Source organism: Cytobacillus sp. FSL W8-0315 (assembly GCF_038002905.1).
GTDB classification, from domain to species: Bacteria; Bacillota; Bacilli; order Bacillales; family Cytobacillaceae; genus Cytobacillus; species Cytobacillus pseudoceanisediminis.
Map to the genome: position 1 here is coordinate 1,914,267 of NZ_JBBOOC010000001.1, position 24,618 is coordinate 1,938,884.

23 protein-coding genes are annotated in these 24,618 nt (G+C 41.9%); 22 read left to right on the forward strand and 1 reads right to left on the reverse strand.

What is annotated here, in order from left to right; genetic code table 11:
- Window positions 1–4: 4 nt before the first annotated feature.
- The 11 genes from MKY20_RS09680 (at window position 5) to deoC (ending at window position 13,260) form a co-directional block, all read left to right on the forward strand.
- A complete protein-coding gene (locus MKY20_RS09680) occupies window positions 5–349 on the forward strand; it encodes a YqxA family protein (protein WP_009333023.1) in 345 nt (114 codons plus the stop codon).
- A 197-nt stretch (window positions 350–546) separates the two neighbouring features.
- Complete coding sequence (gene lepA, locus MKY20_RS09685) at window positions 547–2,382, forward strand: translation elongation factor 4 (RefSeq protein ID WP_071156928.1); 1,836 nt, start codon at window positions 547–549, stop codon at window positions 2,380–2,382.
- A 376-nt stretch (window positions 2,383–2,758) separates the two neighbouring features.
- A complete protein-coding gene (gene hemW, locus MKY20_RS09690; RefSeq protein ID WP_217025890.1) occupies window positions 2,759–3,892 on the forward strand; it encodes a radical SAM family heme chaperone HemW in 1,134 nt (377 codons plus the stop codon).
- A gap of 122 nt (window positions 3,893–4,014) precedes the next feature.
- On the forward strand, window positions 4,015–5,046 hold the full coding sequence (gene hrcA, locus MKY20_RS09695) for a heat-inducible transcriptional repressor HrcA (RefSeq protein WP_071156932.1): 1,032 nt from the start codon (window positions 4,015–4,017) through the stop codon (window positions 5,044–5,046).
- Window positions 5,047–5,141: 95 nt separating this feature from the next.
- On the forward strand, window positions 5,142–5,753 hold the full coding sequence (gene grpE / locus MKY20_RS09700; RefSeq protein ID WP_251266920.1) for a nucleotide exchange factor GrpE: 612 nt from the start codon (window positions 5,142–5,144) through the stop codon (window positions 5,751–5,753).
- Window positions 5,754–5,778: 25 nt separating this feature from the next.
- Entirely contained in the window at window positions 5,779–7,608 is a 1,830-nt protein-coding gene (gene dnaK / locus MKY20_RS09705) for a molecular chaperone DnaK (RefSeq protein WP_217025889.1), read from the forward strand.
- Window positions 7,609–7,899: 291 nt separating this feature from the next.
- On the forward strand, window positions 7,900–9,018 hold the full coding sequence (dnaJ, locus tag MKY20_RS09710; protein ID WP_009333016.1) for a molecular chaperone DnaJ: 1,119 nt from the start codon (window positions 7,900–7,902) through the stop codon (window positions 9,016–9,018).
- Window positions 9,019–9,037: 19 nt separating this feature from the next.
- Window positions 9,038–9,979 carry a 50S ribosomal protein L11 methyltransferase gene (gene prmA, locus MKY20_RS09715; RefSeq protein ID WP_009333015.1) on the forward strand — a complete coding sequence of 314 codons (942 nt, stop codon included), beginning with the start codon at window positions 9,038–9,040 and terminating at the stop codon, window positions 9,977–9,979.
- A gap of 79 nt (window positions 9,980–10,058) precedes the next feature.
- Entirely contained in the window at window positions 10,059–10,808 is a 750-nt protein-coding gene (locus MKY20_RS09720; protein WP_071156940.1) for a 16S rRNA (uracil(1498)-N(3))-methyltransferase, read from the forward strand.
- 6 nt (window positions 10,809–10,814) lie between these two features.
- Window positions 10,815–12,167 carry a tRNA (N(6)-L-threonylcarbamoyladenosine(37)-C(2))-methylthiotransferase MtaB gene (mtaB, locus tag MKY20_RS09725; protein WP_217025888.1) on the forward strand — a complete coding sequence of 451 codons (1,353 nt, stop codon included), beginning with the start codon at window positions 10,815–10,817 and terminating at the stop codon, window positions 12,165–12,167.
- A 421-nt stretch (window positions 12,168–12,588) separates the two neighbouring features.
- Window positions 12,589–13,260 (forward strand): deoxyribose-phosphate aldolase, encoded by a 672-nt coding sequence (gene deoC / locus MKY20_RS09730; RefSeq protein WP_009333011.1) that lies wholly within the window; start codon window positions 12,589–12,591, stop codon window positions 13,258–13,260.
- Window positions 13,261–13,389: 129 nt separating this feature from the next.
- Here the strand turns inward: deoC and MKY20_RS09735 are convergent, their stop codons facing one another.
- Complete coding sequence (locus MKY20_RS09735; RefSeq protein ID WP_019382862.1) at window positions 13,390–14,310, reverse strand: Na/Pi symporter; 921 nt, start codon at window positions 14,308–14,310, stop codon at window positions 13,390–13,392.
- A gap of 236 nt (window positions 14,311–14,546) precedes the next feature.
- Here MKY20_RS09735 and rpsU point away from each other — a divergent pair, with 236 nt between their 5' ends.
- From rpsU to MKY20_RS09790, 11 genes are all read left to right on the forward strand, one after another.
- Window positions 14,547–14,720, forward strand: coding sequence for a 30S ribosomal protein S21 (gene rpsU, locus MKY20_RS09740; protein WP_009333009.1), 174 nt, complete (start codon window positions 14,547–14,549; stop codon window positions 14,718–14,720).
- Window positions 14,721–14,735: 15 nt separating this feature from the next.
- Complete coding sequence (locus MKY20_RS09745) at window positions 14,736–15,179, forward strand: GatB/YqeY domain-containing protein (RefSeq protein WP_019382861.1); 444 nt, start codon at window positions 14,736–14,738, stop codon at window positions 15,177–15,179.
- Window positions 15,180–15,429: 250 nt separating this feature from the next.
- Complete coding sequence (locus tag MKY20_RS09750) at window positions 15,430–16,761, forward strand: NfeD family protein (protein ID WP_217025886.1); 1,332 nt, start codon at window positions 15,430–15,432, stop codon at window positions 16,759–16,761.
- A 20-nt stretch (window positions 16,762–16,781) separates the two neighbouring features.
- The gene (gene floA, locus MKY20_RS09755) at window positions 16,782–17,780 is read left to right on the forward strand and encodes a flotillin-like protein FloA (protein ID WP_009333006.1); all 999 of its coding nucleotides are present in this window, start codon (window positions 16,782–16,784) and stop codon (window positions 17,778–17,780) included.
- A 34-nt stretch (window positions 17,781–17,814) separates the two neighbouring features.
- The gene (locus tag MKY20_RS09760) at window positions 17,815–18,294 is read left to right on the forward strand and encodes a hypothetical protein (protein WP_009333005.1); all 480 of its coding nucleotides are present in this window, start codon (window positions 17,815–17,817) and stop codon (window positions 18,292–18,294) included.
- 285 nt (window positions 18,295–18,579) lie between these two features.
- The gene (yqfC, locus tag MKY20_RS09765; protein WP_009333004.1) at window positions 18,580–18,870 is read left to right on the forward strand and encodes a sporulation protein YqfC; all 291 of its coding nucleotides are present in this window, start codon (window positions 18,580–18,582) and stop codon (window positions 18,868–18,870) included.
- 18 nt (window positions 18,871–18,888) lie between these two features.
- Window positions 18,889–20,082 (forward strand): sporulation protein YqfD, encoded by a 1,194-nt coding sequence (gene yqfD, locus MKY20_RS09770; RefSeq protein WP_009333003.1) that lies wholly within the window; start codon window positions 18,889–18,891, stop codon window positions 20,080–20,082.
- The gene (locus tag MKY20_RS09775; protein ID WP_009333002.1) at window positions 20,079–21,041 is read left to right on the forward strand and encodes a PhoH family protein; all 963 of its coding nucleotides are present in this window, start codon (window positions 20,079–20,081) and stop codon (window positions 21,039–21,041) included. The genes yqfD and MKY20_RS09775 overlap by 4 nt, the downstream gene beginning before the upstream one ends.
- A gap of 245 nt (window positions 21,042–21,286) precedes the next feature.
- Window positions 21,287–23,479 carry an HD family phosphohydrolase gene (locus tag MKY20_RS09780; RefSeq protein ID WP_019382858.1) on the forward strand — a complete coding sequence of 731 codons (2,193 nt, stop codon included), beginning with the start codon at window positions 21,287–21,289 and terminating at the stop codon, window positions 23,477–23,479.
- Window positions 23,476–23,946: an rRNA maturation RNase YbeY gene (gene ybeY / locus MKY20_RS09785; RefSeq protein WP_009333000.1), complete on the forward strand. Its 471-nt coding sequence runs from the start codon at window positions 23,476–23,478 to the stop codon at window positions 23,944–23,946. Before MKY20_RS09780 ends, ybeY begins: the two co-directional genes overlap by 4 nt.
- Window positions 23,924–24,316, forward strand: coding sequence for a diacylglycerol kinase family protein (locus MKY20_RS09790; RefSeq protein ID WP_019382857.1), 393 nt, complete (start codon window positions 23,924–23,926; stop codon window positions 24,314–24,316). The genes ybeY and MKY20_RS09790 overlap by 23 nt, the downstream gene beginning before the upstream one ends.
- The last annotated feature ends 302 nt before the right edge of the window (window positions 24,317–24,618 follow it).

The following is a 24,618-nucleotide window of genomic DNA, read 5'->3' on the forward strand; positions in this document are numbered from 1 at the left end:
CGGAATGAAAATATTTATGCTAAAAGCTCTTTTTCTGGCAGCCCTTATGTTTGTCTCAGTATTATTTGGAATGCAGCAGGCAAATGAAGGAATCCACAGAATGAAGGGTTTCCATGACGAAGATTTCAAAAGTGCCCTAACCTTAAATGAAACCAATGAAGGTGAAGTGCAGGCATCTGTCCTGGGGAATGATCTGTCCAGCCATGATCTTCAGCAGAAAAAAGAAAAGCTTGAAGAGATGAAGGCATATAACTTTTTTTCATCTCTGGGAAAAAGTATATCCGAAGGTTTATCAGAGCTGACAGAAAAATCGGTCGCATTCATTACAGACTTAATAACCGGAAAATAGGCTGCTCAAGAGGGCAGCCTTATTTTTTTTGGACGGTTAAAGACGTAAAGCTTAGCATTGAATCTTCACAAACGTACTGATATAATCAAAAATAGTGTATAAACTAAAAGGACTATTTAAAATTGAACACACTTGGCTCCAGGCGCCTGTCTTAAGGCGCTTGCGCTTTTCTTATAGTAGGAGTTGAATTATTTATAATGAACAGAGAAGAGAGACTAAAAAGGCAAGAGAAAATAAGGAATTTTTCGATCATTGCCCATATTGACCATGGCAAGTCGACTTTGGCGGATAGGATCCTTGAAAAAACCAATGCGCTGACATCGCGCGAAATGAAGGATCAGCTCCTTGATTCCATGGACCTCGAAAGAGAGCGCGGCATCACGATCAAGCTTAATTCCGTCCAGCTAAAATATAAAGCTAAAGATGGAGAGATATACACTTTTCACTTAATTGATACCCCGGGACACGTCGATTTTACATATGAAGTATCCCGAAGTCTGGCAGCCTGTGAAGGTGCAATCCTGGTTGTGGATGCGGCTCAGGGTATTGAAGCGCAGACCCTTGCAAATGTATATCTGGCCTTGGATAACGATCTTGAGATTCTTCCAATCATCAATAAAATTGACCTTCCAAGTGCGGATCCGGAACGGGTGCGCAATGAGATCGAAGAAGTCATCGGCCTCGATGCTTCTGAAGCGGTACTTGCTTCAGCAAAAGCAGGAATCGGCATTGAAGAAATCCTTGAACAGGTCGTTGAAAAAGTGCCCGCTCCAGTAGGTGATCCGGATGCCCCTTTAAAGGCGCTTATATTTGACTCCCTTTATGATGCCTACCGTGGAGTAGTAGCCTACATCCGTGTGGTGGAAGGTACGGTTAAAGTAGGGGATAAAATTAAAATGATGGCAACTGGCAAAGAGTTTGAAGTTACTGAGGTTGGTGTGTTCACTCCTAAATCCACTCCATTGCCTGAATTGTCAGTTGGAGACGTCGGCTTTTTGACTGCTGCAATCAAAAATGTTGGCGATACACGTGTAGGTGATACCATCACAAGTGCGAAAAATGGTGCAGCCGAAGCTCTTCCTGGGTACAGAAAGATGAATCCGATGGTTTATTGCGGACTTTATCCAATAGACAGCGCCAAGTTCAATGATTTGCGTGAAGCACTTGAAAAACTGGAACTGAACGATTCTGCCCTGCAGTTTGAGCCTGAAACGTCACAAGCGCTTGGCTTTGGATTCCGCTGCGGTTTCCTTGGATTGCTTCACATGGAAATTATTCAGGAGCGCATTGAGCGCGAATTCAAAATTGATTTGATTACAACAGCACCAAGTGTTATTTATGATGTCATCCTGACTGATGGCACAGAGGTTAAAGTGGATAACCCATCCAATATGCCTGATCCGCAAAAGATTGACCGTGTCGAAGAGCCTTATGTAAAAGCTACAATGATGGCGCCGAATGATTATGTGGGAGCCATAATGGAACTTTGCCAGCAAAAACGCGGCATCTTTATTGATATGCAATACATGGATGAAACAAGAGTTAACATTATATATGAAATTCCTTTATCGGAAATTGTTTATGATTTCTTTGATCAGCTGAAATCCAATACAAAAGGATATGCTTCTTTTGATTATGAATTAATTGGGTACAAGCCATCAAAACTTGTTAAAATGGATATCTTGTTAAATGCAGAAAAAGTAGACGCATTAAGCTTCATCGTTCATAAGGATTTTGCTTATGAAAGAGGAAAAGTAATCGTTGAGAAGTTAAAAGAGCTAATTCCCCGTCAGCAGTTTGAGGTTCCTATTCAAGCGGCGATCGGCCAGAAAATTGTAGCCCGCTCAACCATTAAAGCCATCCGCAAAAATGTATTGGCGAAATGTTATGGCGGAGACATCTCCCGTAAGCGTAAATTATTGGAGAAGCAGAAAGAAGGTAAAAAGCGGATGAAACAGGTCGGTTCTGTTGAAGTTCCGCAGGAAGCCTTCATGGCAGTCTTGAAGATGGATGATAACAGCCCTAAAAAGTAAAATATTTGCTTTGTTTTAAGAGGTTAGATATGCTGTCATAATAATAACAGCACTAACCTCTTTTTTATTGAATGTGTTTTAAAACTTGTTGCTTTCCAGTGGCTAAATCATTAAAACATTAAGTTGATTGGAGCAAAAGGCCCGAGATTCTCGAAAATGCTGCCGCATTTTCTTCGTGCGGTGCTGATTCAAGGAAGCTTATTCATCGTCCTGCGGGAGCAGCGTGCCTGGGGAGACCCCAAAGACGCAGAGCGTCGAGGAGCTTCGGGAGCCCCGTGGGAAAGCTTGAGTGCCTGCAGCGGAAATCAACGGGTGAAATTCAAAAAGCTATATAAATTAAGTGGAAAGCGATTGAATGATGAAAGTAGTGAAATAAATGATTAAAGCAGCTTATATACACATCCCATTTTGTGAACATATCTGTCATTACTGTGATTTTAATAAAGTGTTCTTGAAGAACCAGCCAGTTGGAGAATATCTGGACTCTCTTGACAAAGAGATGAATCTTGCTTTGAAAGAAGTACCTGCATCCCGCCTTGATTCCATCTTTGTAGGAGGCGGTACGCCAACTGCGCTGAACGGGAAACAGCTTGAAAAGCTTTGCGGCACTATCAAAGGGCAGCTTCCCTATGACTCTTTCACGGAATATACATTCGAAGCTAACCCGGGAGATCTCACTGAGGAAAAACTTCAAATATTGCATGATGCAGGAGTCAACCGGCTCAGCTTTGGCGTTCAGACCTTTAATGATGAACTCTTAAAAAAAATTGGAAGGTCACACAGAGCAAGAGACGTTTTTCAGTCAATTGAAGCTGCAAAAAAAGTCGGGTTTGATAACATCAGTATCGATCTTATATATAGTCTTCCTGGCCAGACACTTCAGGATTTTAAGGATACACTCGAAACATCATTTACACTGGATATTGCCCACTATTCCGGCTATTCGCTGATCATTGAACCCAAGACGGTATTCTATAATCTGATGAGGAAGGGAAAACTGCCAACTCCTGGAGAAGATGTGGAAGCTGAGATGTATGAATTATTAATGGAACAAATGGGCAAACACGGCTTTGCGCAATATGAAATCAGCAATTTTGCAAAACCAGGCTATGAAAGCCGGCATAACATCACTTATTGGGATAATGAATGGTACTTTGGCTTTGGGGCTGGCGCACATGGCTATGTAAAAGGGCTTCGCCGTTCAAACCACGGACCCCTGAAAAAATATATGGAGCCTATTGAAAACGGCCGGCTTCCGATCCTGGAAGAGCATAAGGTACCCCTGGAAGAACAGATGGAAGAGGAAATGTTTCTTGGACTGAGAAAAACGGAAGGTGTCTCAATAAGTCGCTTTAAAGAGAAATTTGGCAAAGATCCGCTGGAGCTGTTTAAAGTACAAATTAAACAGCATGCTGAAAAAGAATTAATTATTGCAGAGGAAGAGCATATTAAATTGACAAGGCGAGGACGCTTCCTTGGAAATGAAGTATTTCAGTCCTTTATAGGGTAATCAGGCATGGGGATTGCGTCGGGAAAAAAGAAAGCCAAATTATTGACACTGCACGTTTGATTTGATAATTTATTAGTAGAATTAGCACTCAGGAACAAAGAGTGCTAACAGAGGTGATAACTGTGTTAACAGATCGTCAATTATTAATTTTTCAAGTAATTGTTGATGATTTTATTCAAACTGCACAGCCTGTCGGGTCGAGAACCTTGTCGAAAAAAGAAGAAATTTCTTTTAGTTCCGCGACGATCAGAAATGAGATGGCTGATTTAGAGGAACTTGGGTTTATTGAAAAAACACACACCTCATCGGGGAGGATTCCATCTGAAAAAGGGTACCGCTACTACGTGGATCACCTTTTATCCCCGCAAAAATTAAATCAGCATGATATCCACAAAGTGCAATCTATCTTTGCGGAAAGAATCTATGAGCTCGAGAAAATCGTTCAAAGATCGGCAAAAATTCTATCTGAGCTGACAAATTATACATCCATTGTCCTCGGGCCTGCAGTAAGGGATAACAAGCTGAAGAGAATTCAGATCGTTCCCTTGAATAAAGAAACAGCGATAGCAATTATTGTCACAGATACTGGCCATGTGGAGAACAGGATGTTCCACTTGCCGGAAAACATTGATGCCGGTGATTTGGAGAAGGTTGTCAATATCCTTAATGACCGGCTTGCCGGTGCACCATTGGAAAGTCTGAACAATAAGTTATATAAAGAAGTTGCCGTTCTTTTAAGGCATCATATCAATAATTACGATCTAATGCTGAATTCAATTGCCGATACAATCAAGATACCGGCCTATGATAAGCTTTTCTTCGGCGGTAAAACAAATATGCTCAGCCAGCCCGAGTTTCATGATATTGAAAAGGTTAAAAACCTCATGAATATGATCGAGCAGGAAGAAGGCATATATGATTTAATCCGTAAAAATAAGTCAGGGATCAATATAAAAATCGGCCGGGAAAATAATAATTCAGCAATGGAAAACTGCAGTCTGATAACAGCAAGCTATTCGATCGGCACCGAACAGCTCGGTACCATTGCCATTCTGGGGCCGACCAGAATGGAATATTCAAGAGTCATAAGCTTATTGAACTATATCAGTGCAGACCTATCAGCTGTTTTATCTAAACTGTATCAAAACAGGTGATGGTGGAGATATTGATTAAGGGTGGAAAAACCTTTCCACTCCTTTCCTTATGGTTTTTATTTCGAAGAAACACCCATTCTTTAAGGGAGGTGAACATGTTGGCAGAAGAGAAAGACACACTAAACCAAGAATTAAATGAACAAACCAACGAACCTGAAGGAACCGAAAATGAGGCTCTTATTGAAGAGGTATTTGCGGAGGCAGAAGCAGAAGCTGGTACTGATGAGGGAAGCACTGATGCAGAGCTTACAGCAGCGAAAGCGAAAATAGCTGAACTGGAAGGCAAGCTGGAAAAGGAAGAGAATCGCATCTACCGCCTTCAGGCTGATTTTGAAAATTCCCGGCGCCGTGCAAGGCTTGACCTTGAAGCGTCTGAAAAATATAGAGCACAGAGCTTAATCTCCGATTTGCTGCCTGCAATTGACAATTTTGAGAGGGCTCTTCAGATGGAAGCTGAAAATGAACAGGCTAAATCTATCCTTCAAGGGATGGAAATGGTTTACCGCAGCTTGCTGGAGGCTATTAAAAAAGAAGGCGCAGAACAGATTGAAGCAGTTGGGAAAGAATTCGATCCTCATTTACACCAGGCTGTGATGCAGGTGGAAGATGAGAATTTTGATTCCAATATCGTGGTCGAAGAATTTCAAAAAGGCTACAAGTTAAAGGATAGAGTCATTCGTCCATCAATGGTTAAAGTAAATCAATAACTACATATTTGGGGAGGTAAAGAACATGAGCAAAATTATCGGAATCGATTTAGGTACAACAAACTCATGTGTCGCTGTCCTTGAAGGCGGCGAACCAAAAGTAATTCCAAATCCGGAAGGCAACCGTACAACACCTTCAGTTGTTGCGTTTAAGAACGGCGAGCGCCAGGTCGGAGAGGTCGCAAAGCGCCAGTCTATTACAAACCCGAACACAATCATTTCCATTAAACGCCACATGGGAACTGATCATAAAACTGAAATCGAAGGAAAAGAATACTCGCCTCAAGAGGTTTCTGCTATTATTCTTCAATATTTGAAATCTTATGCAGAAGACTATCTTGGCGAGAATGTTACTAAAGCAGTAATCACAGTTCCTGCATATTTCAACGATGCTGAGCGTCAGGCTACAAAAGATGCAGGCAGAATTGCCGGCCTGGAAGTTGAACGAATCATCAACGAACCTACTGCTGCAGCGTTGGCTTATGGTCTTGATAAAATGGATGAAGACCAGACAATTCTTGTTTATGACCTTGGCGGCGGTACTTTTGACGTGTCTATCCTTGAACTTGGCGATGGAGTATTTGAGGTAAAATCCACTGCCGGAGATAACCGTCTTGGCGGAGACGATTTTGACCAAGTAATTATTGACTACCTGGTTGATCAATTCAAAAAAGAGAATGGCATTGACCTTGCCAAAGATAAGATGGCTCTTCAGCGTTTAAAAGATGCCGCTGAAAAAGCGAAAAAAGATCTTTCAGGTGTGACTTCAACGCAAATCTCGCTTCCGTTTATCACGGCTGGGGAAGCAGGACCTTTACACCTTGAAGTTACACTTTCAAGAGCTAAATTTGAAGAACTGTCTGCAGACCTTGTAGAACGCACAATGGGACCTACACGCCAGGCGTTAAAGGATGCTGGATTGACTCCTTCAGAACTTGATAAAGTTATCCTTGTCGGCGGTTCAACTCGTATTCCTGCCGTACAGGAAGCAATCAAGAAAGAAACAGGAAAAGAACCGCATAGAGGAGTTAACCCTGATGAAGTTGTTGCAATGGGTGCAGCCATTCAGGGCGGTGTAATAACAGGTGACGTCAAGGATGTTGTCCTATTGGACGTAACTCCTTTGTCACTTGGAATTGAAACAATGGGTGGAGTGTTCACTAAGCTGATTGAACGCAATACAACCATCCCAACATCAAAATCCCAAGTGTTCTCAACTGCTGCTGATAACCAGTCAGCTGTTGATATCCATGTGCTTCAAGGGGAACGTCCGATGGCTGCAGATAATAAAACACTGGGCCGCTTCCAGCTTGGCGATATTCCTCCTGCTCCTCGTGGAGTGCCTCAAATCGAAGTATCTTTCGATATCGACAAAAATGGTATCGTGAACGTACGCGCTAAAGACTTGGGCACAAATAAAGAGCAGGCCATTACGATTAAATCTTCAACAGGATTATCTGATGAAGAAATCGAAAAAATGGTAAGAGAAGCTGAAGAAAATGCTGAAGCAGATAAGAAGCGCAAAGAAGAAGTTGAACTTCGCAATGAAGCGGATCAGCTGGTATTCACTACCGAAAAGACTCTAAAAGATCTTGAAGGCAAAGTGGATGAAGCTGAAGTGAACAAAGCAAATGAAGCAAAAGATGCCCTAAAGGCTGCAATTGAAAAGAACGATTTGGATGAAATCCGTGAGAAGAAAGATGCCCTGCAGGAGGTTGTCCAGGCGTTAACAATGAAACTTTATGAGCAGGCTCAAGCTGCTCAGGGTGCACAGGATGCAGAAGGCACTGAAAGCAAAAGTGACGACGATAATGTCGTCGATGCTGAGTTCGAAGAAGTTAAAGACGATAAATAAATCATCAATTAAATGATGGTGTGATCTACACACCAGCTACAGGTTCACATCAAAAGTCAAAGTCAGGTTTTTCTTGGCTTTGGCTTTTATTTCTGTTTGAAGCAATCCATTAAATATGCATAAAAGTGTTTTTTGCCCCTTGCCCTATGAGTGGACCGGGGTCCTTTCTTTGGGGAAGCGGCAAATGCCAATGCATAATTCTCTGCATTAGAAGTGTGTATTGCGGTTGCGGAATATAATTAGAGAATGATACAATAACCTTTATGTGAAATGAATCGGGGAGTGGTAATCATGAGTAAAAGGGATTACTATGAAGTTCTTGGAATCAGCAAAGGTGCATCCAAGGATGAAATTAAGAAGGCTTATCGAAAGCTTTCAAAAAAATATCATCCTGATATTAATAAAGAGCCTGATGCAGACGAGAAGTTCAAGGAAGTTAAAGAAGCATATGAAGTCCTCAGCGACGACCAGAAAAAGGCCCACTATGATCAATTTGGGCATACGGACCCTAATCAGGGCTTTGGCGGAGGCGGATTTGAAGGGTTTGGCGGATTTGAAGACATCTTCAGCACCTTCTTCGGAGGAGGCTCCCGCCGGCGTGATCCAAATGCCCCAAGACAGGGTGCAGACTTGCAGTACACCATGTCCTTATCCTTTGAGGAAGCAGTATTTGGCAAAGAGACGGATATTGAAATTCCGCGTGAAGAAACGTGTGAGACATGCAGCGGATCAGGCGCGAAGCCAGGAACGAAGCCGGAAACATGCCGTCACTGTCATGGATCAGGTCAGCTGAATGTAGAACAAAATACGCCATTTGGCAAGATAGTAAATAGAAGGGTTTGCCACTATTGTAACGGCACCGGCAAAGAAATTAAAGAGAAGTGCACTACTTGCCGAGGAACTGGTAAAGTACAAAAACGCAGGAAGATACATGTGAAAATTCCTGCAGGCATTGATGATGGCCAGCAGCTTCGAGTGGCTGGTCAAGGGGAACCCGGTGTAAATGGAGGCCCTCCTGGCGATCTTTATGTCGTATTCCATGTTCGTTCACATGAATTCTTTGAGCGTGATGGCGATGATGTATATTGTGAGATGCCTATTACGTTTGTGCAGGCAGCCCTTGGCGATGAGATCGAAGTGCCTACACTGCATGGAAAAGTAAAGCTGAAAGTCCCATCAGGCACACAAACAGGAACAAAATTCCGTCTAAAAGGAAAAGGTGTCCCTAATGTCAGAGGATATGGAACAGGGGATCAGCATATTATTGTCCGTATTATTACTCCGACAAAGCTGACAGAAAAACAGAAGCAGCTTTTAAGCGAATTTGCTGAAATCAGCGGAACAGTTCCTCAGGGAGAACAGGAAGAAAGCTTTTTTTCGAAAGTAAAACGAGCCTTTAAAGGTGAATAAAGGAATGGAGTTGGTAGTAGTGAAATGGTCAGAAATCAGTATTCATACTGCAAATGAAGCTGTTGAACCGATTTCGAATATTTTGCATGAAGCCGGAGCAAGCGGAGTTGTAATTGAGGATCCTTTAGAACTTGTAAAAGAAAGAAAGGACCAATTCGGTGAAATCTACCAGCTCAATCCGCAGGATTATCCTGAAGAAGGCGTAATTGTAAAAGCGTATCTGCCAGTAAATAGTTTTCTCGGTGAAACTGTCGATGAAATAAAAGAAGCCATCAATAACCTGATATTATTTAACATTGACATCGGGGCAAATAAAGTCAGCATCAGTGAAGTAAATGAAGAAGAATGGGCTACTGCCTGGAAAAAATACTATAATCCTGTAAAAATTTCAGAACGTTTTACAATTGTCCCAACCTGGGAGGATTACACACCTGTCAGCAGTGATGAACTTATCATAGAGCTTGACCCTGGAATGGCCTTTGGAACGGGAACACACCCTACAACGGTGATGTGTATACAAGCACTTGAAAGAACAGTAAAACAGGGTGATAAAGTTGTAGATGTAGGAACAGGATCGGGAGTTTTAAGCATTGCAGCAGCTATGCTCGGTGCTGAGAAGGTGAAAGCACTTGATCTTGATGAAGTGGCAGTAAATTCAGCTAAATTAAATATTAAGCTGAATAAAGTGCAGGATATAGTTGAGGTTTCACAAGGAAACCTGCTCGACGGTGTCAGTCAGGGAGCTGATGTGGTCGTTGCAAACATCCTGGCAGAAGTGATTCTCAGATTTACTGATGATGTTGCATCTGTCGTAAAGGAAGGCGGGCACTTTATCGCTTCAGGCATTATCCAGCAGAAGAAACAGGAAGTAAGAGATGCTATTTCCGCAGCGGGATTTGAAGTTGAAGAAACCATTCAAATGGAAGATTGGGTTGCTATTGTGGCAAGGAGAAAGCAATAATGTAAAAAAGGGGGTAATGAACTTACCCCCCTTTTACAGTTGAAAGAATTCTGGACAGGCAAGAAAGAGGGTGCAGGTTGTGCAGCGGTATTTCACAGAGAGTGCTGTAAAGGAAAATGTCTTTCTAATTAAAGGGGAAGACCGCCATCATATTGTAAAAGTAATGCGCATGAAAGAAGGCGATCAGATTATCTGTGTTGATCAATCCCAAAATAGTGCACTTTGCGCAATTGCAGAAATTACCGATGAACATGTGGCTGCAGAAGTTGTACAATGGATTGAAGGGTCTTCTGAGCTGCCTGCCAATATTACGATTGTGAGCGGACTGCCTAAAGGGGATAAGCTTGAGTGGATCATTCAAAAAGGCACTGAGCTGGGAGCACACCGTTTTATCCCTTTTACTTCAGCCCGTTCAGTAGTAAAATGGGATGCGAAGAAATCTGTGAAAAAAGCAGAGAGATGGCAGAAGATTGCTAAAGAAGCTGCTGAACAGTCACACAGGACCATGGTGCCTGAAGTGTTTGCACCTCTTGATTTGAAGTCATTGCTGAAATTATCTGGAGATTATTCATATAAATTGATTGCCTTTGAGGAAGAAGCGAAGCAGGGAGAGGACTCTGTGCTCTATAAAACACTTACTTCTATGAATAAAGGACAATCGCTTATGGTTGTATTCGGGCCTGAAGGCGGTCTTTCTGACAATGAAGTTTCATTGCTGCAGGAAGCAGGCTTTGTTGCCTGCGGATTGGGGCCGCGTATTTTAAGAACAGAGACAGCACCTCTCTATTTGCTGTCAGCTGTTTCCTATCATTTTGAATTAATGGGGTGAAATTAGATGCCTGCAGTTGCATTTCATACACTTGGCTGCAAAGTCAATCATTACGAAACAGAAGCCATTTGGCAGCTGTTCAAAGAAGCTGGCTATGAACGGACAGACTTTGAATCCGTTTCAGATGTATATGTAATTAATACATGTACGGTTACAAATACTGGTGATAAGAAAAGCCGACAGGTAATCAGAAGGGCAATCAGGAAAAACCCTGATGCGGTTATCTGTGTAACGGGCTGTTATGCACAAACCTCACCGGCTGAAATTATGGCGATTCCTGGTGTGGATATCGTTGTTGGCACCCAGGATCGAGTAAAGATGCTTGAATATATCGAGCAGTATAAACAAGAACGGCAGCCGATTAATGGTGTTGGAAACATCATGAAGAATCGTGTCTACGAAGAGCTTGATGTTCCGGCATTTACCGATAGGACACGTGCTTCCCTTAAAATTCAGGAAGGCTGCAATAACTTCTGTACTTTCTGCATTATCCCCTGGGCGCGCGGTTTAATGAGATCCAGGGATCCGAAAGAAGTAATCCGCCAGGCGCAGCAGCTGGTTGATGCCGGCTATAAAGAAATTGTTCTGACTGGAATCCATACAGGCGGGTATGGCGAAGACATGAAAGATTATAATCTGGCTATGCTTCTTAGGGATCTGGAGGCTCAGGTAAAAGGTCTTAAACGTTTAAGAATTTCTTCAATTGAAGCCAGCCAGATTACCGATGAAGTTATTGAAGTTATGGATCAGTCCAAGGTTGTTGTAAGACACTTGCACATTCCTCTTCAGTCTGGCTCAAATACTGTCCTTAAGAGAATGCGCCGCAAGTATACCATGGAGTTCTTTGCTGAGCGTCTTGAGCGCTTGAAAGAAGCTCTCCCAGGTTTGGCTGTTACATCAGATGTTATCGTTGGCTTCCCGGGAGAAACAGAAGAAGAATTTATGGAAACCTACAACTTTATTAAAGAACATAAATTTTCCGAGCTTCATGTATTTCCTTATTCAAAGCGTACAGGAACACCTGCAGCGAGAATGGACGACCAGATTGATGAAGAAATTAAAAATGAGCGTGTCCATCGCCTGATTGCATTATCAGATCAGCTTGCAAAAGAATACGCATCTCAGTATGAAGGCGAAGTTCTTGAAGTGATTCCGGAGGAAAGCTTTAAGGAAAGCAGTGACAGCAGTTTATTTGTCGGCTACACTGACAATTACTTGAAAGTCGTCTTCCCGGCGGCAGAAGAAATGGTCGGCCAGATTGTAAAAGTTAAGATTACAAAAGCTGGCTACCCTTACAATGAAGGTCAATTTGTTAGAGTCCTTGATGAATTGAATGAAACAGAAGAGGCTGCAGTTTAGTGGAATTACCCAAGGGTAATTCCTTTTTTTATTAAGCTGTTATTGTTTAGTTTATTGCTCTTAAAATAACTAAGTTACGGAGTTGATTGGAGTGGAGGGCACTTGATCCTCGAAAATGCTGAAGCATTTCCTTCGTGCGGTGCTCATTCCGGGAAGCTTAATCAATGTCCTGGGTGAGGAGGCTCCCGTTGCTCCCCGCGTAAGGCAGGTGCCCCGTGCTGAAATCAAAGGGGATGAATTCCTAAGCAAAAACATCAATCTACGAGAAAAGTGATTTTGATTAATTTATTAATATCTTTTGGGAAAAACTACTTTCGAAAACGATTACAAAAAACATAAATAGTGCTCGATATTTTATTATCTAAGTGATATTATGTAAGAGGTACGTACAACTAACTGTTTTTTAAAAGGAGTAGTTACAATGACAAATAACGTAGCAAAAATGATCGATCATACATTACTTAAAGCCGATGCAACAAAAGACCAAATTGAGAAAATCTGTGCCGAGGCTAAAGAATACAATTTCGCATCAGTTTGTGTAAACCCGGCATGGGTCAAACTTTCAAGCGACTTGCTTAACGGGACTGAAGTGAAAGTCTGCACGGTAATCGGCTTCCCGCTGGGAGCTTCCACACCTGAAACAAAAGCATATGAAACAAAGAATGCCATCGAAAACGGTGCAACAGAAGTAGATATGGTCATTAACATTGGCGCTTTAAAAGGCGGAGACAATGAGCTAGTGGAGAGAGATATCCGTGCGGTTGTTGATGCTGCCAAAGGAAAGGCACTAACAAAGGTTATTATCGAAACCTGTCTTCTTACTGAAGAAGAAAAAGTTCGTGCATGTGAACTTTCTGTAAAAGCAGGGGCTGACTTTGTTAAAACATCTACAGGATTTTCAACAGGCGGAGCAACTGCAGAAGATATCGCCCTGATGAGAAAAACTGTCGGCCCGGAAATCGGTGTTAAAGCTTCAGGCGGTGTCAGAAGCGCTGAAGATGCACAGAAAATGATTGATGCAGGTGCAACGAGAATTGGGGCAAGCTCTGGGGCTGCTATTGTCAACGGTTTAACAAGCGATTCGGATTACTAAGAAAAGCGGAAGGTGCCCGTTTATCGGCTTAGACCTGTGAGCCGATGGCACCTGTAGACAGTTGTCGAAATTTAAAATTTTATATTTGTTGAAAAAAATGCCGGGATTTACCGGCATTTTTTTATTGTTCTATCGGTCATGAAGCCTGATGACAAACCTTCCAAACTGATTTGCAACTGGAAGAACAAGCAGTGAAGATATTACATTAAATAAAACACTGATGTGTGCAAGCTGCACATCCGGAGAACCTGCTGCACTTTGTCCAAAAACAGCAAGGGCATGAATAAAAGGATAAAAGGCTGCGACACCTAGGCAGTTGAGCCAGATATGGGCAAAGGCAGTCAGCTTTGCTTCTTTTCCAGAACCAATGGATGCCAAATAAGCGTCTACGCATGTTCCGATATTAGATCCAAGCATTATGGCAATGCCGGTATCCAAATCCATTGCTCCTGCAGTTAAAAACCCCATTATAATGCCAGTTGTTGCGGTGCTTGATTGGATAATCGCAGTAAGGACAATCCCAGCCGCTACTGCGAACATATAATTCCCATCCAAGGTAAGCAGCCAATGATTGACCATATCATTATTTTTAACTGAACTGGCAAGATATTCAAACCCGCGCATGGCTGCAAAAACCGCTGATAAACCCAGCAATGCCAGACCGGTGCTTCGCATGCTGTTTTTCTTCAATACAGCCAGGATGCTTCCGGCAGCAGCAAGCGGAATAATATAAGATTCTATATTAAAAGTGATTAATTCTGTCGTAAATGTTGTCCCGATGTTGGTTCCTAAAATGATGCCGATTGTCTGGGGAAAAGTAAGCATCCGTGCAGCTACCATTCCAATTGTAATGATCATTACCGCTGAGCTGCTCTGCAGGACAGCTGTGACGATTGTGCCAATAACAAGGCCTTTCCAGGGTGAATTTGTCATCACTGCCAGCCATTTTTTTAATGAATCGGCAGATAAATTAAATAGACCTGACCTTAAAAGTGTCATACCATAAATAAATAACCCGATTAGCAGAAAAAATAATAACAGCTGGACCAAGCATTCACCCCCTACAATTAATACTATGGGACAGTATGCTGGGACATGCTTAAGTGCGAAAATTTGTTTCGTTTGTGATGAACGGGGTATTAAACAATCACAATCAAATAAAAACTCATCTCATAGCAGGCTAATTACTGTTGACCTTGATAAGCTGTTATATTATAATTGCAAGGTACATGGAATAAACCATGTTGTTGATGTAAGTGTGTTGTGCTCGGAGGGAGGGAAAGAGAATGTCTAAAACCGTCGTTCGTAAAAACGAATCGCTTGAAGATGCTCTTCGTCGCTTCAAACGTTCAGTATCAAAAACTGGTACTTTGCAGGAAGCAAGAAAGCGCGAATTCTACGAAAAACCTAGTATTAAACGTAAGAAAAAGTCTGAGGCTGCTAGAAAGCGTAAGTGGTAAGAGAGGGTGTATGTAATGAGTCTTCTCGAGCGTTTAAATGAAGATATGAAACAAGCGATGAGGAATAAAGAAAAAGAAAAGCTTACTGTCATTCGTATGATTAAAGCTTCGCTTCAAAACGAAGCAATCAAGCTTGGTAAAGATCTTAACGAAGAACAGGAGCTGACTGTCCTTTCTCGCGAAGTTAAACAACGCAAGGATTCCCTCCATGAATTTGAAAAAGCAGGTCGTGAAGATCTTGTTGAAAAAATTCGTACTGAACTTCAGTATGTCGAATTATATATGCCAAAACAGCTCTCTGAAGATGAAGTTTCAAAAATTGTTGCAGAAACGGTTGCTGAAACTGGTGCTTCATCAAAAGCTGATATGGGAAAAGTGATGGCTGCTATTATGCCTAAGGTAAAAGGCAAAGCAGATGGTTCACTTGTAAATAAACTTGTACAACAACACCTTTCATAAAACTATGCAATAAAAGACCGAAAGCCATTGGCTGACGGTCTTTTTTATTTTGCGCTGACTTATTTTATGCATATCCTTAGGGCTATGTGACTAAATACTGCTGGCATGATTTACATTCATTTCTAGGTTATACTAATAATACAGCCGCTTTGTAAATACTAATCAAAGGGAAAAATAAAAAATGAAACTTTTTAATAATTGAATCGTAAATACAAATAGAATCAATTTTGCGGTTAAAGGGGGGAAAGATTTGATTGCCAGAAGAGCAATAACCGCCTTTTCATTGTTTTTTGCTCTGCTGCTTTTAGGAAGCCCTTTTCAAGGAAAAGCCGATAATGAAAAAATACTGATTGTTCCTATTGAAGAAACTGTGGAAAAAGGGCTTTATGCATTTTTAAACAGAGCGGTCCAAACAGCTGAAGAAGAAAATGCCTCAGCCATTATATTTGAAATAAATACACCCGGAGGCGCAGTGGATGCAGCCGGGCAAATCGGAAGGCTGTTAACCTCGACAAATATAAAAACAATATCTTTTGTCAATAAGCAGGCCTTATCTGCAGGTGCCTATATAGCTTTGAATACGGATGAAATATACATGGTCCCGGGTTCAACAATGGGTTCTGCAGCAATTATTGATCAGCAGGGAAATACGGCTGGCAAAAAAGCTGAATCATACTGGTTTGCGGCTATGCAGAGTGCTGCCGCACAAACGGACAGAGATCCTGTTTATGCCCTTGCTATGGCAGATGAGTCGGTTGATCTGCCAGATTTGGGGGCGCCGAAAGGGAAGCTTCTTACCCTTACAGCGGAACAGGCTAAAGAGGTAGGGTATTCGGAAGGCACAGTAGATTCAAGGGCGGAATTACTGAAAGTGCTCGGCTTTGAGGGAGCTGATATACAGACAATTGATGAAAGCTTTGCAGAAAAGGTGGCCCGTTTTATTACCCATCCTGTCGTTATACCAATTCTATTGTCCATCGGAAGCCTCGGACTTGTTCTTGAGCTGTATTCACCGGGCTTCGGCATCCCTGGCCTCATGGGGTTATCGGCTCTGCTCCTTTTCTTTTATGGCCATATGGTGGCCGGTCTGGCAGGATATGAAACTTTAATTCTGTTTGTAATTGGCATAGGTTTAATAATAGCTGAGTTTTTCCTTCCTGGAGGAATTGCAGGAATAGCTGGAATAGCAGCAGTATTGGGCAGCCTGTTCCTGGCTGCTGACAATGCAGCCCATATGGGGATGTCTATTTTAATTGCTATGGGAGTTTCAATATTGGCATCTATATTAATGATAAAGGTGTTTGGTAAAAAGATGAAATTCTTTAAAAAAATTATATTAACCGATAGCACAAATACAGAAAAAGGCTATATCTCAAATAAAAGCAGACTTGAATTGCTTGGCCTTGAGGGTTATGCACTTACAGCTCTAAGGCCATCTGGTACAGTCGTCATCGGGGATGAGCGGATTGACGTTGTCAGTGAGGGAGGCTTTATCCTTAAAGGGGCAAAAATAAAAGTTGTTAAAGCAGAAGGCTCACGTATTGTTGTAAGGGAAGTATCTAATCTTGATTTAGATAAATAAAATCATCAGGAGGTAGGAATATGTTAGAAGCAGGGACAGTATTTGTTCTGGTTGCCGTTGTACTTGGTGTCATTTTACTTGGGATATTATTCACCTTTGTACCGGTAATGCTATGGATTTCAGCATTGGCAGCAGGTGTCAGAGTCAGTATCTTTACATTAATTGGGATGAGGCTTCGCCGGGTTATCCCAAGCCGTGTTATTAACCCGCTTATTAAGGCACACAAAGCAGGGCTGAATGTATCAACAAACCAACTGGAAAGCCATTATTTGGCCGGAGGTAATGTTGACAGGGTTGTGAATGCATTGATTGCAGCCCATCGTGCAAATATCGATTTAAGTTTTGAGAGAAGTGCCGCTATTGATTTGGCAGGCCGAGATGTTTTGGAAGCAGTACAGATGAGCGTTAACCCTAAAGTAATTGAAACACCTTTTATTGCAGGGGTGGCGATGGATGGTATTGAGGTTAAAGCAAAGGCCAGAATTACTGTAAGAGCCAATATTGACCGCCTTGTCGGGGGAGCTGGAGAGGAAACAATCGTAGCACGTGTCGGGGAAGGGATCGTATCTACAATCGGTTCATCTGATAATCATAAAAAGGTCTTGGAGAATCCAGATATGATTTCTCAGACCGTTCTCTCAAAAGGTCTGGACGCAGGCACCGCTTTTGAAATCCTTTCGATTGATATTGCAGATGTCGATATCGGCAAAAACATTGGTGCGGAACTTCAGACTGAACAGGCTGAAGCAGATAAGAAGATTGCCCAAGCTAAAGCGGAAGAAAGACGTGCAATGGCAGTAGCGCAAGAACAGGAAATGAAAGCCCGCGTTGAGGAAATGCGAGCGAAGGTTGTGGAAGCAGAGGCTCAGGTGCCGCTTGCCATGTCAGAAGCGCTCCGTTCTGGAAATATTGGTGTAATGGACTATATGAATATCCAAAACATCTCGGCTGATACCGAAATGAGGGACTCAATCGGCAATATGAGTGATGATGGCAAAAATGGCCGCAAAAATGACTAAATGATCCCATATTGGGAGAAGGGAGGAAACTCTCTTGGAATTCTTATTGGAGAATCCTTTTATTCTTATTGCCTTAATAGCTTTCATTTCCTCCTTCTTCAAAAAAAAGAAGGAGGAAAAGCCTGTTAAACAGACTCCCCGTTCAGTACAGCAAGAGCAGAGGGCACAGGCAGAAAGAACTTCGGCAGATTCTGCATTGGCCGAAACGCTAAAAGAAGAATACAGGCAGCAGGAAGAGAAAGCCAAAAGAATAGAAGAAGAATACAGGCAGCGTAAACAGCAGGCTGAAGAAAGCATGAAGGCTCTTCAGAATCAGCGGAGAGCTGCAGAAAGAAAAGCAAGTAAAATAGCGAAAACAGCTTCCAATACAAACGCAGAGCATCGAAAAGAACCATCTGGAGCAGGAAGTTTTGAGTTTAGGAAACAATCGCTTGCTGACGGAATAATCTGGTCTGAAATCCTTGGGCCACCAAGATCAAAAAATCCTCACCGATCCCTGAACAGGAAGCAATAAGAAAAGTGGAAGCTCCTTGCCCGCGAAGGAACGCAGACTAAGATCGCTGCGTCCTGTGGCAGCGTCTGCATGACCCGCATCCTCCCAAAAGCTGTCGCTTCGTGCGATGTTTATGCTGACGAAGCCTTCCTTATCCTGCGGGCCCAAGCACAAGACGAGTCTCACCAAAAGGCGTTATTTGCCTTTTTGGGAGGGTTGGCATTGATACATTCTATTCTTATCAAAAATAAGTGCTAGAACCTCCGTTCATTTCATAAATATGAGATGAAAGGGGGTTCTTTTTTTATGGCAAAAAAGTGGGGACAATTCGTCCGCGGCTGGATGACTAAAAATATGGAGCTTCCTCAAGATGTCATGATGGATCTGCCCCGCATCACAATGATTGGACAAATCCATATCTATATAGAGAACCACAGGGGATTATTGGCTTTTTCAGATAAGGAATTAAGACTGCTTTTGAAGCAGGGGCAGCTTTTAATTAGAGGGAAAGCTTTCGTCATAAAAACGATACTGCCAGAAGAAATACTGCTGGAGGGGAAAATTGACTCAGTAACTTATATTTCAGACACTGATTAAGAATTCAGGGGGAAGGAAATGAAGAACCAGTGGATCGAATTTTACAGGGGGCTTGTAACAGTTAAAGCAAGCGGGAAGGGAATAGAAAGGTTTATTAATGCGCTTACCCGCAGCGGAATCAATATCTGGAATGTAAAAAACCATGGAACGCAATCAGTCACCTTCAAAATGAAATTGGAAGATGCCAAAAAAATAAGGAGCCACGCCAGGAACAGCGATTGCAGAATCGAGTTCCTGCAGCGGGCAGGAGCTCCATTCCTTGTGAAAAGGCTGCTGAAAAACAGCGGATTTGCTGCTGGTGCCCTCGCATTTTTTGCAGTCATTCTCCTTTTATCCAATATGGTTTGGGGAATAGAGATTAAGGGTGCAAATCCTGCTACTGAATATCAGATTATCAAAGAATTGGACAAGATGGGGGTTAAAAAAGGAAAGCTGCAGTTCTTTGTTGATAACGTGGAGTCTATTCAGCGTCAACTTTCAAACAACATTGAAGCCATTACTTGGGTAGGTGTGGAGTTAAAAGGGACAACCTACCATCTACAGGTCGTAGAGAAAAATGAGCCTAAGAAGCCTGAGTATTTAAGTCCGCGCCATTTGGTAGCGAAGAAAAAAGCCGTCATTGTAGATATGTTTGTCGAAGAAGGGCGTCCAGTCGTTGATATACACGATCATGTTCAGCCAGGACAGCTTTTGGTCTCAGGGATAATCGGGAAAGAAGGTCAAACAGAGACTGTTCCTTCGAAGGGGGAGATTTTCGGGGAAACATGGTATAAATCTGAGGTCATTCTTCCGCTTAAGAGCACTTTCAAAGTATTCAGCGGCAATGAAAAAGTCAAGCATGCACTTACGATCGGAAATCTTGAGATCCCAATATGGGGGTTTGGGAGCCCGGAGTTTGAAGAATATGAATTAGAGGAAAATGAAAAAAGCGTAAAATTCCTGAAATGGGAGCTTCCTATTTCATATGTGAATAAAACGTTCCGTGAAAGGGAGCAAGTCACAAGAATTTATTCGAATAAAGAGGCATTTGAAGCTGCGAAAGATTTGGCAAGAAAAAAAATAAAAAGCAGCTTAGATGAAAATGCTAAAGTTATGGGAGAAAAAGTTTTGCACCAATCAATTGACAATGGTAAAGTAACTATAGCAATACATTTCCAAATTATTGAGAATATTGCAGAAGGACAACCAATTATTCAAGGAGATTCGGAATGACAGAAGACTTGAAAACAATGAACCTGCAGCTAGAAGACCCAAACGAAGCAATTGCCCTATTGGGGAATTCGGATGCAAACCTAAAAGTTATTGAGCAAGAACTGAATGTTTCCATTGTAACCAGGGGAGAATCTGTTTATGTGTCTGGAGAAATGGACAAGGTAGAACTCGTTGGAAAGGTTCTGGATAAACTGCTTTATGTAATCCGGAAAGGAATAAATATAAGCCAGAGAGACGTTATGTATGCTCTTCAAATGGCTCATAAGGGTACACTTGAGTATTTCAGTGATTTATATGAAGAAGAAATCACAAAAAATGCAAAAGGCAAGTCCATTCGCGTTAAGACACTGGGCCAGCGTCAATATATTCATGCAATCCGCGGGAATGACCTGGTTTTTGGCATAGGTCCAGCAGGAACGGGAAAAACATATTTGGCTGTTGTCATGGCTGTAAATGCTTTGAAAAATGGGAATGTGAAAAGGATTATCCTTACCCGTCCTGCAGTCGAAGCAGGCGAGAGCCTTGGTTTTCTGCCGGGGGATCTGAAGGAAAAAGTCGATCCTTACTTAAGGCCATTGTATGATGCTTTGCATGATATATTAGGTGCAGAGCATACACAAAGAATGATTGAAAGAGGCACGATTGAAATTGCACCGCTTGCGTACATGCGCGGAAGAACTTTAGATGATGCCTTTGTCATTCTGGATGAAGCGCAAAATACAACTCAAGCCCAAATGAAGATGTTTCTAACCCGGCTTGGCTTCGGCTCAAAAATGATTATTACTGGAGACAGAACACAAGTTGACCTTCCAAAAGGAGTAAAATCGGGCCTCATAGTGGCTGAAGATATACTAAAGGGTGTAAGTGGGCTATCATTCGTTCATTTGGAACAAAGTGACGTTGTTCGGCATCCGCTTGTGGCCAGGATTATCCAGGCATACGAAAAGGAAGATAACTAGTGAACCGTTAAACCGCCGACTTTGGCGGTTTTTTCGTTAAGTAAAAAATCCCACCGGTATGAATGATAGCAGGATTTATCATGGAATTATTTGCTATTAATGAAATGTTTAGGTAACCTGTTAATAGATAGGCCATTTTTTCTTGGTGAAAACCATCAGAAAAGCTGTTATGATTTTACATAATTAATACTGAAATGCTTTTTAAAGTTATTGGAATTTTTTTACCCAGGACAGGAGGGGTAAATGTGCCAAACCTTCAGCAGAGTATGTCAACAATCAGAAATTTGCTTAATATGACCTTTTTTCGTGTTCTCTTATTTATTCTCTTGGGGATTGTTATGTATTTTTCCATGTATAGCAATGTTAAGCCTGAAAAACTGGATTTAAGTCTGTTCTCTGTTGCTGAACAGACTATAAGGTCTCCAATAACAATAGAGGATAAAGCTAGCACAGAAAGAAAGAGAAAAGAAGCAGAAAATAATGTTAAGGATATTTACGTTGTAAAAAAAGAGATTGCACAAAACAGAGTTGACCTGGTTACCTCCATTTTCGGATCTGTATCGGAAGTGAACGATGAAGTAAAAGAAGAGATGGAAGAGAAAAAGAAAGCTGCTCAAACTGAGGCCGATAATAATGTTGAGGCACCGGACCCAGAAGCCACCCGTCCTGAAGATAAATTGGCTATGGTTAAGGAAAAGCTCACTGATGACGTAACACGTGAGGTATCAGATGGCGTTTTCCTTTCTTTGCTGCAGGCAAAGGAGGGGGAGCTGAGCATTGCAAAAGACCTTACGGTAACGGCCATCAATAAAATTATGAATAATGAGATTCCGGCTGAACAGGTGGAGAACGCGAAAAAGCGGGTTGAAGAAGAATTGAAGTTCACCAGCTTGAATTCAGATTTAAAAAAAGCTGCAATAGAACTGGGACGTTATGCTATATATCAAAATCAATTTTATGATCCTGCTGCCACGGAAGAATTACGACAGCAGACTGTTGAGAGTGTCGAGCCGGTTAAGATCCTGCAGGGACAGATAATCGTAGAGGAAAATCAGCTTATCAGCCGGGACATATACAGGCAGCTGGAACTTGCAGGACTTCTTGACAGTGTTAATTCGATTCAGCCTTTTATAGGGCTATCGCTGATAATCGTCATTGTCTTATCAGCCCTATATTATTATTTCCATGAAATGAACGTGCAGCGGGAAACAAAGCAAAGTTATCTTTTGCTGTTTAGCCTAATTTTTATCTTATCCATATTGCTGATGAAGGTCATCAGTCTATTCCAATATGCTGATTATTCAGAGATAGGATACATTTACCCTGCAGCCATGGGAGCTATGCTAATCAAAATACTGATTGATGAAAAGCTTGCCATGTACTATACGATCATTATGGCTATTGCAGGAAGCGTAATTTTTAATGAAGGCGTTACTGGCACATTTCAGCTGACATCAGCCATTTATATCCTCTGCAGCGGCTTGGCTGCTATATTGTTTTTGAGCAAGCAGAATCGCCGCTCCAAAATCTTGCAGGCTGGTTTATTTGTATCCGCAGTAAACATACTTGTTATCTTTTCAATGCTTTTCTTAAGAAACGGCCACTATGATACGATTGAATATGGCTTTTACTTTGTTATTGCTCTGATTTCAGGTATTTCGTCTGCAGTGCTGGCAATTGGCCTGCTGCCGTATTTCGAGGCAGGTTTTGGAATTTTGTCTACTATGAGGCTGATAGAACTATCTAATCCTAATCATCCTCTGCTGAGAAAGATACTGACCGAGTCTCCCGGAACTTATCATCATAGTGTAATGGTTGCCAATCTTTCCGAGTCAGCGTGTGAAGCTATTGGGGCGAATGGCCTTCTGGCAAGGGTGGGATGCTATTATCACGATATCGGTAAAACAAAGCGGCCTCAGTTTTTTATCGAGAATCAGGTTAATATTGAGAATCCGCATGATCGCCTCCCTCCGCATACCAGCAAGAATATAATAATCGCCCATGCTGCCGATGGGGCTGAAATGCTGAGGAAGCATAAGATGCCGAAGGAGATAGTAGATATTGCCGAACAGCATCATGGAACAACATTGCTTAAATATTTTTACTACAAAGCAAAACAGAATGGGCTGGAAGTAAAGGAAGAGGACTATCGCTATCCGGGACCAAAACCGCAATCAAAAGAGTCGGCAGTAATTGGCATTGCTGATAGTGTGGAAGCTGCAGTCCGTTCCATGGCGCATCCTACAACAGAACAAATAGAGGAACTGGTCAAAAAGATAATCGCAGACAGACTTCAGGATGGACAGCTGAATGAATGTGATTTAACCTTAAAAGAACTGGAAACCGTTTCACACTCGTTCTGCGAAACGTTAAACGGGATTTTCCATTCACGTATCGAGTATCCTGAAATGACAAAACAGAAGGTGAAACAGGCATGAATTTAAATATTGATTTTTTGGACGAAACAAATGAGCTTCAGGAAAATGATATAGCCAAAATTGAAGAGCTAATTAATTTTGCTGCCTCTAAAGAATCTGTGGAGCCGGAAAGCGAAGTATCCATCACATTTGTGACCAATGAACGCATCCGGGAAATTAACAGGGAGTATCGGGATAAAGATCGGCCGACAGATGTTATTTCTTTTGCAATGGAAGAGCTGGGTGAAGGTGAAATCGAACTGATTGGTGCCGATATGCCCAGAGTCCTGGGGGATATCATTATCTCAGTTGCAAAGGCCAAGGAGCAGGCTGAGGAGTACGGTCACTCTTTTATAAGGGAGCTTGGTTTTTTGGCGGTCCATGGCTTCCTTCATCTTCTTGGATATGATCATGAAAATCCAGAAGATGAGAAAAAAATGTTTTCCCGCCAAAAGGATATATTAGATGAATTCGGGCTCACAAGATAGAAAGGTCCGAAAACACAGTGTCCTAAAATCCTTTTCGTTTGCTTTTTCCGGCATTAGGGCAGCATTATTGAATGAAAGGAATCTGCAAATACATTTGGCAGTGTCGATAGCTGTTATTATGTTTGGGGTATTCTTTGGCATTTCCAGCCTTGAATGGATAATCATTCTCCTGGCCATAGGGGGCATGCTCTCACTCGAACTGCTGAACACTGCCATTGAAAGGGTTGTGGATCTGGCGACAGAAGAGTATCATCCCCTTGCAAAGCAAGCAAAGGATATTGCTGCTGGAGCAGTATTGGTGTATGCAATTGTAAGTGTAATTATAGGCGGAGTTATATTCCTTCCTAAAATTCTCATATTTTTGCAGTAATGTGAAGCTGTCCGGATGGGCAGCTTTGCTTTTTGGTATTTCTATATAAACAGCAAAGTCTGAAGTATGGTGAAAAAATTTAGAGCATGGGTTTGAAAACGCTCACTGAATCCGCTAAAATGACAGAACAGCAGTAAATATTGCATGCTGGGGAGATGTTTGTGGAATCTCATTCAGAACAGGGACCTGGTTCAAAATTAAATCAGCCTATGTATTTTTAGAAAATTCAATTTTTTTGTTACGTTTTTGCTACAAACGATGAAAATCACAGTAAAATGTTGTAAAATAAAAGAGAAGCGGCT